This window comes from Streptomyces sp. CHD11 (assembly GCF_018638295.1).
Lineage (GTDB): Bacteria > Actinomycetota > Actinomycetes > Streptomycetales > Streptomycetaceae > Streptomyces.
Window position 1 is genome coordinate 39655 of the sequence record NZ_JABTTS010000026.1, and the last position, 15938, is coordinate 55592.

Below are 15938 nucleotides of genomic sequence, written 5' to 3' on the forward strand. Positions count from 1 at the left end.
GCCGGGTGGCTGGCTACGGTGACGCGGTGTCCGAAGCCCTCCGTGCCCGCATCGCCGCCGTCTCCGCTCATCTTCCGTCCCGCTACCGGACCTTGGACGAGATCCGTGTCAAGATCACCGAAACGGGTGGCTACGCTCCACCGCCCGGTCTGCTGGAGGATCTCACCGGGGTGCGCGGGGTCCATGTGCACGACGACGGCGAGAACTCCTCCGACCTCGCCGTGAAGGCCGCCCGCGGCGCGCTCGACCAGGCCGGCCTGAAGATCGCCGACGTCGGCCTGCTGCTGTTCGCCTCGACCTCGCAGGACCTGGTCGAACCCGCCACGTCCCACCTCGTGGCCGCCAAACTCGGCGCCTCCTGCCCGGTCTTCGACATCAAGAACGCGTGCAACAGCTTCCTCAACGCCATGGAGGTGGCCTCGTCGTTCATCGAGACCGGCCGCTACCGCACGGTCCTCATCACCTGCGGTGAACCCTCCACCCTGGCCACCCGCTGGCACGCCCCCGACCGGGAGGATCTGCTGAGAGCCCTGCCCGGCTACACCGCCTCCGACGCCGGCGCCGCGATGGTGCTCACGGCCGGCCCCGCGCGGGACGGCGATCCCGGCATCCTGTCCCTGCGGTTCGTCAGCAACTCCGCCGCCTGGGAGGCCTGCACGGTGGCCGGCGGAGGATCCATGCACCACCTCTCCGTGCACGACGACCACACCACGCTGCGGCTCAACGGGGATCTGCGCCAGGGCCTGATCGACGTGCTCCCCCGGATCCTGGACACCGCCGGGGACGATCTCGAGGCGGCGCGCTCCGCCGCCTTCGTCGCCTTCCACCAGATCGCCATGCCGCAGTACCGCGAGATGATCGAGGGGTTCTCCCTTCCCGAGGACCGGTGCCTTCCCGCGGTGGCCGAGCACGGGAACTGCGCGGCGGCCTCGCTTCCGCTGCAACTGGTCAAGGCGCGGCAGGCGGACCGCATCGAGAGCGGCGACCTGGTGGCGATGATCGGTCTGGCCAGTGGTTTCAGCTTCGGCCTGGCCCTCGTCCGGTGGTGACCTCACGAGGAGGGCACGCCCCGGCCCCCGTACCGGATCCCGCCGTGCTGGCGCGGCTGATGCCCGGCTACCCCGCGCCCCGGCACTGGCGGCGGGTGCCGCTCACCGGACAGCACTATCTCGACCTAGGCTCCGGACGGCCGGTGCTGTTCCTGCACGGCAACCCGTCGTGGAGTTACGTCTGGCGCACGTTGCTGCACCGGCTCGCCCCGCACGCCCGCTGCCTGGCACCGGACCTGCCGGGCTTCGGACTGTCCCGGCGTCTGCGGCCCGCCGACGGGGTTCCGGATCCCTACGAGGCCCAGCTGGAAGGTCTGGACACGCTCCACCGGCACCTGGTGCGGGACGTGGGACTGCCCGAACGGGGCTGGACGTTCGTCCTGCACGACTGGGGCGGCCCGCTCGGCGTCGCCTGGGCGCTGCGCAACCCTGGCACGGTGGCCCGGCTGGTCGTCTGCAACACCGTGGCCTTCCCCTTCCCGGACGGCTTCCAACTGCCGTTCTACCTGCGGTGGATCCGCGACCACCGGCCGGTCGCCGAATTCGTCCACGCCACCGACGCGTTCGCCCGCGTCGCCGTGCGCGCCGGCGTCCACCGCCCGCTGCTCACGGCCGAGCGCCGGGCCTATCTGCGGCCCTGTGCCCGCCGCGCGGAACGCCGGGCGGTCACCGACGCCGTCCGGGCCATCCCCCGCGACCCCGCGGATCCCGCGTGGCGACTGCTCGAACCCGGGGACGGCGCGGCCGGCCTGTCGGAACTTCCGCTGCTCATCGGCTGGGGCATGCGCGATCCCGTCTTCACCCCGGTCCTGCTGGAGGAGTGGGTCCGCCGTCATCCGCACGCCGCCGTGCACCGCTTTCCCCACGCCGGGCACTTCGTGATGGAGGACGCCGCCGCCGAACTGGGCGACCTCATCCGTGACTTCCTTCAGGGAGCCCCATGACCGTGACCGTTCCCCCCATCGCCGCGCGCATGGCCGACCGGCCGGACGCCGTCGCCCTCGTCGAATGCCGCAAGGGGTCCTCCCGGACGACCTCGCGCGGCGAACTGGTGCGGCACTGCCACCACATCGCCCGGGCGCTGCACGACGCGGGTGTCCGGCCCGGCCACAAGGCCGTCGTGATGACCCGCGACGCCCACGATCTCACCGCCGTCTGCTACGCCCTCGGCCTCCTCGGCGCCGTGCCCGTGCTGATCGAACCGCGCGCCGAGGTGGGCCGCTGCCTCCAGGACACCGTCCCGGACGTCTTCATCGGGGAACCGCCGGCCCACCTCGGGCGCCTGGCCCTGGGCTGGGGCCGCCCCCATGTCCGGATCGCGCTGGTCACCGGCCCGGCACAGTTCCCCGCAGGACGGCGGCTGGCCACCCGGACACCGGCCGGCGACACCCGGCCGCCGGCCGTGCGGGAGCCCGACGGCGACGAGCCCGCCCTCATCGCCTTCACCTCCGGCTCCACCGGGCGGCCCAAGGGCGCTGAGTACCGTCACGCCACCCTGGCCGGACAGCTCGACGCGCTGACGACCCTGATGGACCCCCGCCCCGACGACGTACTCCTCGCCGGATTCCTGCCGGCCGCGCTGCTCGGTCCGCTGCTGGGCCCGGCCACCATCGCCCCGGCCGTGAACCACCTGGCCCCGGCCCGTACACCGCCCGCGGAACTCGTCGGGCCGATCCTGAGGCACCGGGCCACCGTCGTCCTGGCGTCACCCGCCGTGCTCACCCTGATCGCCCGCCACTGTGCCCGCCACCGCGTCACCCTGCCCTCGGTCCGGCAGATCCTGTCCTTCGGCGCCCCGCTGCGGGTCCGTCTCGCCGACGCCCTGCGCAGGGCCGTGCCGGACGACGCCGAGATCCTCAGCGTCTACGGCGCGACCGAGTGTCTGCCCGTCTCCGCGATCACCGACCACGACCTGCGGGCCACCCGCGCCCGGCCGCCCGCCGGGCACGCCGGCACCTGCCTGGGCCGTCCGGTGCCCGGCGTCCGCGCCCGGATCCTGGACTCCGACGCCACCGGGCTCGGGGAGATCGCCGTCACCGGTACCACCGTCAGCCCCGTCTACCATGCGCGCCCCGACGCCGACGCCGTCACCAAGAGCGACAGCGACCACGGTGTGCTGCACCGCACCGGAGACCTCGGCCGGCTGGACGACGAGGGCCGGCTGTGGTTCCTCGGCCGCAAGGCGCACCTGGTGACCGGCACCGGCTTCACCCTGGCCACCGAGGACATCGAGGCCGCGGCGGACACCGCCCCCGGCGTCCGGCGCACCGCCCTGGTCGGTGTCGGCACGGCCGTGTGCCAACTGCCCGTGCTGTGCGTGGAACCCGCGCCGTCCACCCCGCGCGCCACCGCCCTGGCGGCTGTGCGCGCCGTCCTGAAGAACCATCCCGAAGGGCACCGCGTCGGCGCCCTGCTGATCCGTTCCGGCTTCCCCACCGACCCCCGGCACAACTCCAAGATCGACCGCATGCGGCTGGCCGGCTGGGCCGCGAGGCGGCTGCGCGGGAGGACACGATGAACGTACTGGTCACCGGGGGGAGCGGCTTCCTCGGCCTGGAGATCTGCCGCCGGCTGAGCGCACGCGGAGCCGTCGTCTCCTCGCTGAACCGCCGTCCCAGCACCGCGCTGGAACGACTGGGCGTCCACCAGCACCTGGGCGACCTCGCCGACGCCGGAGCGGTCTCCCGGGCCGTCGCCGGGTGCGACGCGGTCGTCCACAACGCCGCTCTGGCCGGCGTCAGCGGCCCGCCGCGGCCCTACTGGACCACCAATGTCCTCGGCACCCGCCATGTGATCGAGCAGTGCCGCGCCCACGGGGTGCGCACGCTCCTCTACACCTCGACCGCCAGTGTCGTCTTCCGGCCCGGCGGTCTGGAAGGCGTCGCCGAGGGTCTTCCCCCGGTCCCCTGCCACCTGGCCGCCTACCCCGCGACCAAGGCCCGCGCCGAGGCGCTGGTGCTGACCGCCCACGGCCCGGAGCTGGCCACCGTCTCGCTGCGGCCGCACATCATCTGGGGGCCGGGCGACCCCCATTTCGTCCCCGCCCTCGCGCGAGCGGTGCGGGCCGGCCGGCTGCTGATGCCCGGCGACGGCGGCAACCTCATCGACACCACGCATGTCCGGACCGCGGCGCACGCCCATCTGCTCGCCCTGGACCGGCTGCGGCAGTCGCCTGGGACCGGCGGGCGCGCCTACTTCATCGGCCAGGACGACCCGCGGCCGCTGCGCGAGATCACCCGGCACTTCCTGCGGGCCGCCGGCGTCGAGGCCCGCTGGTGTGCCGTACCACCCCGGCTCGCCGGCGTCGGGGCCGCCGCCGCCGAGGTCTTCCTGCGCGCGGCCCGCAGTCCCCGCACCCATGCCCTGAGCCGATTCCTGGTCGCGGAACTGCTGCATCCGCACTGGTTCGACCTCACCGCCGCACGCCGCGATCTCGGCTTCGAACCGCCGGTCGGATTCGACGCCGGAGTCGCGGAGCTCGACCGGCTCGCCCCAGCCCTTCCGCCCGACAGCGAGGAAACGCCGTGCCAGACACCTACGACACCGTCCGTTCCGTCCTGAGCGGCGCCTTCCGCGTGCCGGAGGACGAGATCCGGCCCGAGCTCACACTGGAGCAACTCGACCTGGACTCCCTGGCCCTGACCGAGCTGGTGCTCATCCTCCACGAACGCCTGGGAGTGCGGATCAGCAACGAGCACCTCGCCCGCGGTACCACCCTCGCCCAGGTCGTCGACCACCTCGACGCGCTGCGCGCGGACGGCGCGGGAGCGGTGAGCGCGCCGTGACCGAACCCGTCGCCGTCACCGGCCTCGGCCTGCTCACCCCCGCCGGGGAGAGCACCGACGCCACCTGGGGCGGGGTCTGCCGTGGCGCCGGCACCGCGTCCCACGACCCGGCGCTGGCCGGCCTGCCCGTGGACATCTCCTGCCGTGTCCCCCTGGCCCGGGACGCCCTGGACCGGCGTGTCGGGCGCGCCGCCTGGCGCATGTCGCGCAACGCCGTACTCGCGGTGCTCGCCGCCCGTGAGGCGGTGCACGACGCCGGGCTCGATCCCCGCGCGTGGGACGGCGACCGGGTCGCCGTCGTCATCGGCTGCGGCATGGGGGCGGGCGCGGAACGCGAGGAACAGGCGGGGCGGCTGCGAGAACTGGGCGCCGACATGGTGTCCGCGCTCACCGTCCCCCAGATCATCCCGAACATGGCGGCCGGAGAGGTCTCCATCGACCTCGGGGCCCGCGGCCCGGGTCTCGCCCCCTCCACCGCCTGCGCCTCCGGTGCCACCGCCGTCGCCGTCGCCCGCGACCTCCTGCTCCTGGGCCGGTGTGACATCGCCGTGGCCGGGGCCACCGAAGCCGCCGTCACCCCGCTGACGGTCACCGGCTTCTGGCGGGCGGGCTCGCTGTCCCGGCACACCGACGCGCCGGCCGGCGCGCCCCGGCCGTTCGCCGCCGGCCGGGACGGCTTCGTGCCGGCAGAGGGCGCGGGCGTCCTCGTGCTGGAGCGGACCGGGCACGCGGCCGCCCGCGGTGCGCGCGTGCGCGCCCGGCTGGTGGGCTGCGGCAGCACCTCGGACGCCCATCACCCCACCGCGCCCGCCCCGGACGGCCGGGGCGCGGAGGCGGCTCTGCGCGCCGCCCTGGCGGACGCGGACCTGGCTCCGCACGACGTCGGCCACGTGAACGCCCACGGCACCTCCACACTGCTGGGCGACGCCGGCGAGGCGGCCCTGATCGCCCGGGTGCTGCCGCACCGGCCCGGCGTCACCGCGCCCAAGGGCGTGCTGGGACACAGTCTGGGCGCGGCGGGCGCCGTCGAGGCGGCGCTGACCGTGCTCACCCTTCAGCACGGCACGGTGCCGCCGGTCGCGAACCTGGACGCCCCGGCGCCCGGGTTCGACATCGACTGCGTCACCAAGGAGCCCCGCCGGCAGGACGTGCGCATCGCCGTCAGCCACTCCTTCGGCTTCGGCGGCCACAACGTCGTCCTCGTCCTGGCCAGGGCCTGAGGAAGGGTGTTCGGCCAGGTGGTGCGGGGCGTCCGGGCACCGGAGTGCGCGGAACGGGGCACGGCAGGACGCCACCACCGGCGCGGCGGCCGGACGCGGGCCGGCCGGAGACGGGTCGGCCGGGCGCACGGCGGCGGGACGCCGCGCCGGTCGGCGGAGTGGGGGGCGGCCGGCCCGCGCCCGTTCAGCGGGGGTCCGGACCGCCGGACGGCCCGAGCGACGCCCCGGGTTCCGCCTCTTCCCGGGCCATACGGCTGTGGGTGCGGCCGTAGAGGAAGTAGACGACGATGCCGAGCGCCATCCAGATGCCGAAGCGGACCCAGGTCTCGGCGGGCAGGTTCAGCATCAGCCACAGGGAGGCGGCGACCGACACGATCGGCAGCAGCGGCACCCAGGGGGTGCGGAACGCCCGGTGCAGATCGGGCCGGGTCCTGCGGAGGATGAGCACACTGATCGCGACGATGACGAAGGCGAACAGGGTGCCGATGTTCACCAGCGCGGCGAGTTCGTTCAGCGGGGTGAAGCCCGCGAGGACCGCGATGAGCACACCGAGCAGGATGGTCGGCCGGTGCGGGGTCCGGAACCGGGGGTGGACCCGGGAGAAGAACCTCGGCAGCAGTCCGTCGCGGCTCATCGCGAAGAAGACGCGGGTCTGGCCGAGCAGCAGGATCATGCACACGGTCGTCAGGCCGACGGCGGCCCCGAAGCTGATGAAGCCCGCGAACCAGGGGTGTCCGGTGGCCTTGAAGGCGTCCGCCAGCGGGGCGTCCACGGACAGCTCCCGGTAGTTCTGCATGCCGGTGACGACGATCGACACCAGCACGTACAGCACGGTGCAGATGATCAGGGAGCCGAGGATGCCGCGGGGCATGTCCCGCTGCGGGTTCCTGGTCTCCTCGGCCGCCGTGGCGACGATGTCGAAGCCGATGAAGGCGAAGAAGACCACCGAGGCGGCCGTGAAGATACCCATCACGCCGAAGTTGGCCGGGGCCCAGCCGAACATCAGCTGGATGAGCGGGGAGTCGAGACTGTCGCCGGCCGGCACGGGCCTGGAGTCCGGGATGAACGGGTCGTAGTTGTCCTTGGTGATGAAGAAGGCTCCGGCGATGATCACGACGAGGACCACGGTCACCTTGATGGCGACGACGACCGAGGTGACACGGGCGGACAGCTTCATGCCGAGGACGAGGATGCCGGTGAGCACCAGCACCAGGGCGGCGGCGAGGATGTCGAACCCGAAGGCGTCGGAGCCCTCGCGGCTGCCGAGGACCGCCGGCATCTGCCAGCCCGCGTTGTCCATGAGCGACTGGATGTAGCCCGACCAGCCGACGGCCACCACCGCCGTGCCGAGCGCGAACTCCAGGACCAGGTCCCAGCCGATGATCCAGGCCGGCAACTCGCCCAGGGAGGCGTACGAGAACGTGTAGGCGGAACCCGCGACCGGCACGGTGGAGGCGAACTCGGCGTAGCAGAGCGCGGCGAGCGCGCAGACGACACCGGCCACGACGAAGGCCACGGCGGTGGCCGGCCCGGCGTTGTCCTTGGCGACCGTGCCGGTGAGGACGAAGATGCCGGTGCCGATGATGACACCGACGCCGAACACGGTCAGGTCGACGGCGGACAGGGATTTCTTGAGCGCGTGCTCAGGTTCTTCCGTGTCACGGATGGACTGCTCGACCTTCTTCGTCCGGAAGAGGGGGCTTGTCACGGGTACCTCCCACGCTTGTCGTCCTCGACATGATCGAGAGGGGGCACACCTCGTATGCCCCCGCGCGGGCGTTCTCACGCGAATGGGCCGCGCGCGCCACTCTTCACGGTGGCGCGGGCGGCCCATCCGGGCGACAGGTGGACGGCGGGTCAGTCGCGGGCCGGCTGCACCGAATCGACGGCGTCCGCGGACGGGCGCTCGTATCCGCCGTCGAGCTTCGCCACCAGGCCGGTGACCTGACGGGCGATGTCGGGGGCGGTCAGCCCGATCTCCGCCAGGACCTCGGCGCGCGAGGCGTGGTCGAGGAAGCGCGGCGGGATGCCGAAGTCGCGCAGGGGGACGTCCACGCCGGCGTCGCGCAGGGCCTGGGCGATCGTCGAGCCGACGCCGCCGACGCGGGAGTTGTCCTCGACGGTGACGACGACCCGGTGCTTCCCGGCGAGCGGCGCCATCGCCTCGTCCACGGGCTTGACCCAGCGCGGGTCGACGACGGTGGTGGAGATGCCCTGCCGGTTCAGCAGTCCGGCGATCTCCAGGCACATCGGCGCGAGAGCTCCGACGGACACCAGGAGCACGTCGGGCGTGTCGGTGCCGGGCTCGCGCAGGACGTCCATGCCGCCGACGCGGCCCACGGCGGGCACGGCGGGGCCGACGGCGCCCTTGGAGAAGCGGACCACGGTGGGGGCGTCATCGACGGCCGTGGCCTCGCGCAGCTGGGCGCGGACCTGGTCGGCGTCGCGCGGGGCGGCGAGCCGCAGTCCGGGGACGACCTGGAGGAGGGACATGTCCCACATGCCGTTGTGGGAGGGGCCGTCGGTGCCGGTGACTCCGGCCCGGTCGAGCACGAACGTCACGCCGCACCTGTGCAGTGCCACGTCCATCAGCACCTGGTCGAAGGCGCGGTTGAGGAAGGTCGCGTACACGGCGAAGACGGGGTGCACCCCGGCGTGGGCCAGGCCGGCCGCGGAGACGGCGCCGTGCTGCTCGGCGATGCCGACGTCGTAGACCCGGTCGGGGAAGCGCTTGGCGAACTTGTCGAGGCCGACCGGCTGGAGCATGGCGGCGGTGATGGCGACGATGTCGTCGCGCTCCTCGCCGAGCTTCACCATCTCCTCGCCGAAGACACTCGTCCAGTCGGCGCCGGAGCTGGCGATCGGCAGGCCGGTGTCGGGGTGGATCTTGCCGACGGCGTGGAAGCGGTCGGCCTCGTCCGCCAGGGCGGGCTGGTAGCCGCGGCCCTTCTCGGTGAGGCAGTGCACGATCACCGGGCCGCCGAAGCGCTTGGCGCGGGTCAGGGCGGACTCCAGGGCCTCGATGTCGTGGCCGTCGATGGGGCCGACGTACTTCAGGCCGAGGTCCTCGAACATGCCCTGCGGGGCGATGAAGTCCTTGAGACCCTTCTTCGCGCCGTGCAGCGTGTCGAAGAGGGGCTTGCCGACGACCGGGGTGCGCTCCAGGAGGTCCTTGGTGCGGGTCAGGAAGCGCTCGTAGCCGTCGGTGGTGCGCAGGGTCGCCAGGTGGTTGGCGAGGCCGCCGATGGTGGGCGAGTAGGAGCGCTCGTTGTCGTTGACGACGATGACGAGCGGGCGGTCCCTGGCGTCGGCGATGTTGTTCAGCGCCTCCCAGGCCATGCCGCCGGTGAGCGCGCCGTCACCGATGACGGCGACGACGTGGCTGTCGTCCCGCTTCCTGATCTGGTTGGCCTTGGCGATGCCGTCGGCCCAGCCGAGCACGGTGGAGGCGTGGCTGTTCTCGATGACGTCGTGCTCGGACTCCTCCTGCGAGGGGTAACCGGACAGGCCGCCCTTCATCTTCAGCCTGGAGAAGTCCTGGCGGCCGGTCAGCAGTTTGTGCACGTAGGACTGGTGGCCGGTGTCCCAGAGCACTTTGTCCTTGGGCGACTCGAAGACCCGGTGCAGGGCGATGGTGAGCTCCACCACACCGAGGTTGGGGCCGAGGTGGCCGCCGGTCTTGGAGACCGCGTCGACGAGGAAGGTCCGGATCTCCCCGGCCAGCCGGTCGAGCTCCTCCGGGCTGAGCCGGTCCAGATCGCGCGGTCCCCTGATGCGGGTCAGCAGCGGCACCCGTGCCTCCTTGCAGTAGAGCTGATCGAGCTGTTTCCGGGCGGGTCGAGTCTAATGTTCCGCTCGGCCGACGGGCCCTCGGGCCGTGCGTCGTACATCACCCGATCAGCAGTACCCCGGATGCCCACGTCCTACGACACGGCTGTTGCCCGGCACCGACGAGGCACCGGGCAACAGCGACGCCCTCAGGGGCGCGGGACCGTTTCACCGTGCGGCTCCGCCGCGCGGGCGCGATCAGCCACAGCGGAACCGCTACGCGCGGCCGGCGGTCCTCTGCGTCTTCCGGGTGACCGCGTCGATGACGACGGTCGCCAGCAGCACACCACCGGTGATCATGTACTGCACCGGCGAGGCGATACCTTCCAGCGCCAGGCCGTACGTGATCGAGATGATGACCATCACACCGAGCAGCGCGTTCCACGTGCGGCCGCGGCCACCGAAGAGCGACGTACCGCCGATGACGGCCGCGGCGATGACGTTCATCAGGAACTCGCCGGTGCCCGCGCCCTGGTTGGCGGAGGCGATCTTCGAGGCGACGAACAGACCGCCGATCGCGGCGAAGGTACCGGCGATCGCGAAGACCGAGATCCGGACCATCTCCACGTTGATGCCCGCGCGGCGGGACGCCTCGACGCTGCCGCCGAGTGCGAAGACCATGCGGCCGTAGGCGGTGCGGCGCAGCACGAAGTCCGTGAGGACCAGGAAGGCCAGGAAGATCACCACGGCCAGCGGCAGGCCCTTGTACTGGTTGAAGACGATCGCCGCGGCGAACGCCAGGACGGCCAGCAGCACGGTCCGCACGATGATCTCGTTCAGCGGGCGGGACGGCACCCCGGCGGCCTCGCGGCGGCGGTTGTCGAAGAACGCGGAGAGGAAGTACCCCGCGGTCACCAGGATCGCCAGGCCGTAGGCGGCTGCCACATCGCTGAAGTAGTAGCTGGTCAGCTTGACGACGATGCCCTCGGAGTCGAGGTTGATCGTGCCGTTGCTGCCGAGGATCCACAGCATGAAGCCCTGCCAGAACAGCAGGCCGGCCAGGGTCACGGCGAAGGCCGGAACGCCGATACGGGCGAACACGAAACCGTGGATGGCGCCGGCCGCCGTGCCGGTGAGAATCGCCAGCACGAGGGCCAGGAACTCGTTCATCCCGTGGGTGACGCTCATGACCGCGAAGGCGGCGCCCGCGACACCGCTGACCGAGCCGACCGACAGGTCGATCTCGCCGAGCAGCAGGACGAAGACGATGCCGACGGCGATCATGCCCGTGCCCACCATGGCGACGGACATGTCGGAGAAGTTGCCGGCGGTGAGGAAGTTGGAGTTCAGGCCGGTGAAGATGCCCCAGATGATCAGCAGGCCGACCACCACGGGGATGGAGCCGAGGTCACCGGCCTTCATCTTCCGCTTGAACTCGCTCAGGTAGCCCGCGAAGCCCTGTTCGCGGACCAGCAGCCGGGGGTCGACCACGGTGACCGCGGCGGCGGCCGCCTCGGAATTCTCCACGGCGTGGTCCTCGGCGGGGGCGGAGGTCTTTTCGGTGCTCACTTCTTGATCTCCCCATTGGTGCGCGCCGCACGACGGGTCACGGCGTTTTCCGTGGCGCCCGTGATGGCGGAGATGATCTCTTCCTGCGAGGTCGACTTGACCTCGAAGACGCCGTTGTTGCGCCCCAGGCGCAGGACGGCGACCTTGTCCGCCACGGCCTTCACATCGGCCATGTTGTGGCTGATGAGGATGACCGCGTGACCGCGCTCGCGCAGCCGCTCGACCAGGTCGAGGACCTGCGCGGTCTGCTCGACGCCGAGGGCGGCGGTGGGCTCGTCGAGGATCACCAGCTTGGGCTCGCCGAGCATGGAGCGGGCGATGGCCACGACCTGGCGCTGGCCTCCGGAGAGGGAGGCGATCGGGATCCGGACGCTGGGGATGCGGATCGAGAGCGTGTCGAGGAGCTCGCGGGAACGGCGCTCCATCTCCACCTCGTCCAGGACACCGCGCCTGCGGAGCTCCCGGCCCAGGTAGAGGTTGCCGACGACATCGATGTTGTCGCACAGCGCGAGATCCTGGTAGACCGTCGCGATGCCCAGGTTCTGGGCGTCGTGCGGCCGGTTGATCTGGACGCCCTTTCCGCTCCATTCGATGATGCCCTCATCGATGGGGTGCACGCCGGCGATCGTCTTGACCAGCGTGGACTTTCCGGCACCGTTGTCGCCCACCAGGGCGACCACCTCACCGGCGTGGACCTCAAGCTCTACGTCGGTGAGCGCCTGAACGGCACCGAACCGCTTGGAGACCCCGCGCAACGCCAGCACGGGCGTAGCGGACACGTGAACCATCTCCTTCGCCGCCTGACCCGGCGGGAGGTTGTGCTGAGTATTTGGGGGGTGTTCCGTCCGGTGCCCCGCCTAGCTTGCGGGGCTGTTGTGTGCGGGGCACCGGCGGAAGCGTGCGGCAGTCGGTCCCGAGAGGGGGTCCGGGTCGCGGACTCCCTCATGTGTCACGGGACGGAGGGACTGCTTACTTGAGGCCGATCTTGTCGCAGGCGGCCTTGTACTTGTCGGTGCAGATCTCCTGGACGGTGTAGATGCCGTCCTTGATCACCGTCTCGTTGATGTTCTCCTGGGTCAGCGACACGACCGGGACGAGGACGGACGGGACACCCTTGGTGGTGGGGCTGTCGACCTTGTCCTTGGCGACGGAGTCCAGCGACTTGCCCTGGGCGAGCAGGACGGCCAGCTCCGCGGCGACGCTCGCCTCCTGCGGGAAGGGCTTGTAGACGCTCATGAACTGCTCACCGGTGACGATGCGCTGCACGCCCGCGAGCTCGGCGTCCTGGCCGGTGACCGGGACGTCGGCGATGCCGGCCGCCTTCAGGGCGGTGATGATGCCGCCCGCCATGCCGTCGTTGGCGGAGTAGACGCCGACGATCTTGTCCTTGCCGAGGGCGGAGATGGCGCCCTCCATGTTGGCGTTGGCGTTCTCCGGCTTCCACTCCTTGGTGTCGTACTCGCGGCCGACCTTCACCTTGCCGTCGAGGACGGAGTGCGCGCCCTCCTTGAACATGGCGGCGTTCGGGTCGGTGGCGGACCCGTTCATCATGACGATCTGGCCGCCCTCGGCCTTGTCGCCCAGCGCCTCCAGCAGGGCCTCGCCCTGGGTCTTGCCGACGGTCACGTTGTCGAACGAGGTGTAGGCGTCGATCGGGCCCTCGGCGAGACGGTCGTAGGCGACGACCGGGATGCCGGCGTCCTTGGCGTTCTTCACCGAGCCGGCGATGGCCTTCGCGTCGACCGCGTCCACGATGAGGACGTCCACCTTGTTGGTGATCATCGTGTCGACCTGCTGGTTCTGCAGGCTGGCGTCCTGCTTGGCGTTGGCGTAGACGACCTCGGCCTTGTTGTTCGTGAGCTCCTTGACCTTCTTCTCGATCAAGGGCTTGTCGAACTTCTCGTACCGCGCGGTCTGGTTCTCCGGCAGGAGCAGGCCGACCTTGATGTCGTCGCCCTTGGCGGCGGAGTCACCGGAGTCCTTCTTGTCGCCGGACTCGGCGGCGCTGCCGCAAGCGGCGAGCGAGACGGCCATCGCACCTGCGGCAACGGCAAAGGCTGCACGACGCATACGCGTGTTCATTCAGAAACCTCCCTGACGAGGCCGCGTCCTTGCGGCCGAGGTGGCTGGAAGTCAACTCGGCCACGCGTGCGACGTCAAGAAGTAAATCCTTAACGAGATGGCAACGGTGCCATCCGTTCTCTAAGTGAAGGCAGGGCTGGCCGCGGCGAGTGACCCCGTCGCGGTTCCGTCCAGAAGGGTCGAATCGCCCATCTCGCTCAACGCGAGGGCGAGCGCCCCGAGCACCTCCGCACGACCCCCAAGTGCCCCGGGGAGAACGGAGAGTTGACGTGCCGCACTGGGGATCGCGTAGCGGCCCACGGACTCCCGGATCGGCCCCAGTACGATCTCGCCGGCCTCGGCGAGATCGCCACCGAGAACGACCCTGCTCGGGTTCAGCAAGTTGCAGAGATTGGCGACTCCACTGCCGATGTGACGGCCGACGTCGGCGATCACGCGACGACAGCCCGGGTCACCGCCCCGCGCCAGTCTGACGACTCCCTCCATCGTCAGATCGGAGCCGTGGCCCGGCTGGAGCAGCGGAAGCACATAGCGCGCGGCCGTGAACGTCTCCAGACAGCCGCGGTTGCCACAGCGGCACACAGGACCGGATTCGTCGAGTGTAATGTGTCCGATCTCACCCGCGGTGCCACCCGGCCCGCGATAGATCTTGCCGCTGATCACCAGGCCCGCGCCGACACCGCTCGCCACCTTGATGTAGGCCAGGTCCTGCACACCCCGGCCGCTGCCCCAGACCATCTCTCCCAGGGCGCCGAGGTTGGCGTCGTTGTCCACGTGCACCGGCACGCCGAGCCGCCCCCGCAGTTCCTCGGCGGGCCTGGTGCCGGTCCAGCCGGGCAGGATCGCGGTGGAGCCCAGGGTGCCGGACTCCACGTCGATCGGGCCCGGCACGCCAAGGCCCACCCCCGCGACCTTGGAACGGTCCACGCCCGTCGCCTCGATCAGCCGGCTGACCAGTTGTTCCGCCCGGTCGAAGCCCTGGGTCGAGGATGCGTCCACATCCAGCGGCTCGGCCTCCTCGGCCAGCACCTGGTGCGCGAGGTTCCCGACCGCGACCCGTAGGTGGGTGTGCCCGAAATCGACCCCGATCACGATGCCCGCGTCCCCGCTCAGCGAGACCGCGCGGGCCCGGCGGCCGCCCGAGGAGGTCGGGGTGACCTCCACCGTCCCGCCGTTCTTCAGCTCCCGGACGATATTGGAGACCGTGGCCGCGGACAGACCGGTCGTCCTCGCGATCTCGGCCTGGGTGAGGGAACCCGCAAGACGTACTGCCCGGACGACCCGCTCCAGGTTGGCTCGGTGCAGCGACGACTGCGACCCCGGAGTCTCCACGACGACCTCCCGCGCGCGGGGGCCGCATCGGTGAGGCCCCTCTCTGTCCAACTAGTGAACCCTAAGATGAGCCGTTCGGGTCGCCTCCCGTCAAGAGGTTGAACCGTTTCCGGGGGCATGGACACACACGGACACGCCGCTCCCTGGGCCGGGAGCGGCGTGTGAACGGTGGGTGCCGGAGCGTTACTTCAAGGTTGCGGACGTGAGGCCGACCTGCACCTGCCGCTGGAAGGACAGATAGACCACCAGCATGGGCACCATGGCGATGGTCACGCCGGCGAAGAGCACGGGAAGGTCGGAGGCGTACCCCTGCTGCTGCTGGAGCTGGATCAGCCCCTGGGTCAGCACATAGCGTTCCGGATCGTCACCGCTCTGCGGCTGCATCAGCACCGTCGGCAGAATGTACTGGTTCCACTGGCCCAGCGTGTTGAAGATGCCGACGCTCAGCAGACCGGGCTTGGCCATCGGCATCATCACCTGGAAGAACGTCCGGGTGTGCGAGGCCCCGTCGAGGATCGCCGCCTCGAAGACCGCCGTGGGCAGGGTCCGGAAGAACGCGTGCATGAAGAACACCGTGAACGGCAGCGAGTAGGCCACGTACACCAGGGCCAGGCCGTGGTACGTGTTCAGCATGTCCAGCCGTTTGACCATGAAGAACAGTGGCACCAGGGCCAGGAAGACGGGGAACATCGCGCCCGCGACGAAGAAGTAGTACAGCAGGCGGTTGCCCCGGAACTCGTAGCGGGCCAGTACGTAGGCCGCCATGGAACCGAGCAGCATCGTCAGCGGCACGGAGATGACGAGCACGATGACGGTGCTGGTGAAGTAGTCGCCGATGCCCTTCTCCCAGGCGCGGGAGAAGACGCCCGGGTCCCAGTTCCGCGGCCAGCCGAAGGCCGATCCGCCGATCTGCGCGTCGGTCCGGAAGGAGCTGAGCACCAGCCACAGCAGCGGCAGCACGATCAGCACCGCCCACACGGCGAGGAAACCGTGCGAGAAGACGTTCAGCACGACGCCTTCGCCGCGCTCGTCGCCGGGGCGGACGGTGCCCTTGCTCACCGGCGGCGAGGGCGGGGTGGGGCCCCCGGTGGGGGCGGATTCCTTGAGAGGTGCGCTCATCGTCGTTGCTCCGC

At 71.1% G+C, this 15938-nt stretch carries 13 protein-coding genes; 6 read left to right on the plus strand and 7 right to left on the minus strand.

Annotated features, from left to right (window positions below):
- Nucleotides 1–26 precede the first annotated feature (26 nt).
- From HTV45_RS23060 to HTV45_RS23085, 6 genes are read left to right on the plus strand one after another with little or no spacing between them, the layout of a single operon-like run.
- A complete protein-coding gene (locus tag HTV45_RS23060; RefSeq protein WP_215207759.1) occupies nucleotides 27–1049 on the plus strand; it encodes a 3-oxoacyl-[acyl-carrier-protein] synthase III C-terminal domain-containing protein in 1023 nt (340 codons plus the stop codon).
- Nucleotides 1046–1993 (plus strand): alpha/beta fold hydrolase, encoded by a 948-nt coding sequence (locus tag HTV45_RS23065; protein ID WP_308309731.1) that lies wholly within the window; start codon nucleotides 1046–1048, stop codon nucleotides 1991–1993. The genes HTV45_RS23060 and HTV45_RS23065 overlap by 4 nt, the downstream gene beginning before the upstream one ends.
- Nucleotides 1990–3567, plus strand: coding sequence for an AMP-binding protein (locus HTV45_RS23070; protein ID WP_215207761.1), 1578 nt, complete (start codon nucleotides 1990–1992; stop codon nucleotides 3565–3567). The genes HTV45_RS23065 and HTV45_RS23070 overlap by 4 nt, the downstream gene beginning before the upstream one ends.
- Complete coding sequence (locus tag HTV45_RS23075; protein WP_215207762.1) at nucleotides 3564–4610, plus strand: NAD(P)-dependent oxidoreductase; 1047 nt, start codon at nucleotides 3564–3566, stop codon at nucleotides 4608–4610. The genes HTV45_RS23070 and HTV45_RS23075 overlap by 4 nt, the downstream gene beginning before the upstream one ends.
- Nucleotides 4574–4834 carry an acyl carrier protein gene (locus HTV45_RS23080; protein ID WP_215207763.1) on the plus strand — a complete coding sequence of 87 codons (261 nt, stop codon included), beginning with the start codon at nucleotides 4574–4576 and terminating at the stop codon, nucleotides 4832–4834. The genes HTV45_RS23075 and HTV45_RS23080 overlap by 37 nt, the downstream gene beginning before the upstream one ends.
- The gene (locus HTV45_RS23085) at nucleotides 4831–6054 is read left to right on the plus strand and encodes a beta-ketoacyl synthase (protein WP_215207764.1); all 1224 of its coding nucleotides are present in this window, start codon (nucleotides 4831–4833) and stop codon (nucleotides 6052–6054) included. The genes HTV45_RS23080 and HTV45_RS23085 overlap by 4 nt, the downstream gene beginning before the upstream one ends.
- A 184-nt stretch (nucleotides 6055–6238) precedes the next feature.
- Here HTV45_RS23085 and HTV45_RS23090 read toward each other — a convergent pair whose 3' ends face one another.
- The 7 genes from HTV45_RS23090 to HTV45_RS23120 form a co-directional block, all read right to left on the minus strand.
- Nucleotides 6239–7762, minus strand: coding sequence for an amino acid permease (locus HTV45_RS23090; protein ID WP_215207765.1), 1524 nt, complete (start codon nucleotides 7760–7762; stop codon nucleotides 6239–6241).
- Nucleotides 7763–7911: 149 nt separating this feature from the next.
- On the minus strand, nucleotides 7912–9846 hold the full coding sequence (gene dxs / locus HTV45_RS23095) for a 1-deoxy-D-xylulose-5-phosphate synthase (RefSeq protein WP_215207766.1): 1935 nt from the start codon (nucleotides 9844–9846) through the stop codon (nucleotides 7912–7914).
- A gap of 252 nt (nucleotides 9847–10098) precedes the next feature.
- Nucleotides 10099–11391, minus strand: a complete 1293-nt coding sequence (locus HTV45_RS23100; protein WP_215207767.1) for a sugar ABC transporter permease — start codon at nucleotides 11389–11391, stop codon at nucleotides 10099–10101.
- On the minus strand, nucleotides 11388–12179 hold the full coding sequence (locus tag HTV45_RS23105; protein ID WP_215207768.1) for an ATP-binding cassette domain-containing protein: 792 nt from the start codon (nucleotides 12177–12179) through the stop codon (nucleotides 11388–11390). Before HTV45_RS23105 ends, HTV45_RS23100 begins: the two co-directional genes overlap by 4 nt.
- A 181-nt stretch (nucleotides 12180–12360) precedes the next feature.
- Nucleotides 12361–13461 (minus strand): substrate-binding domain-containing protein, encoded by a 1101-nt coding sequence (locus HTV45_RS23110; protein ID WP_215207769.1) that lies wholly within the window; start codon nucleotides 13459–13461, stop codon nucleotides 12361–12363.
- Nucleotides 13462–13593: 132 nt separating this feature from the next.
- Entirely contained in the window at nucleotides 13594–14805 is a 1212-nt protein-coding gene (locus tag HTV45_RS23115; RefSeq protein WP_215207770.1) for an ROK family transcriptional regulator, read from the minus strand.
- A gap of 183 nt (nucleotides 14806–14988) precedes the next feature.
- The gene (locus HTV45_RS23120; protein ID WP_215207771.1) at nucleotides 14989–15924 is read right to left on the minus strand and encodes a carbohydrate ABC transporter permease; all 936 of its coding nucleotides are present in this window, start codon (nucleotides 15922–15924) and stop codon (nucleotides 14989–14991) included.
- Nucleotides 15925–15938: the final 14 nt, after the last annotated feature.

Coding starts and splice junctions, on each gene's coding strand:
- HTV45_RS23070 (WP_215207761.1), top strand. CDS start 1,990: ATGACCGTGACCGTTCCCCCCATCGCCGCGCGCATGGCCGACCGGCCG.
- HTV45_RS23075 (WP_215207762.1), top strand. CDS start 3,564: ATGAACGTACTGGTCACCGGGGGGAGCGGCTTCCTCGGCCTGGAGATC.
- HTV45_RS23105 (WP_215207768.1), bottom strand. CDS start 12,179: ATGGTTCACGTGTCCGCTACGCCCGTGCTGGCGTTGCGCGGGGTCTCC.
- HTV45_RS23110 (WP_215207769.1), bottom strand. CDS start 13,461: ATGCGTCGTGCAGCCTTTGCCGTTGCCGCAGGTGCGATGGCCGTCTCG.
- HTV45_RS23120 (WP_215207771.1), bottom strand. CDS start 15,924: ATGAGCGCACCTCTCAAGGAATCCGCCCCCACCGGGGGCCCCACCCCG.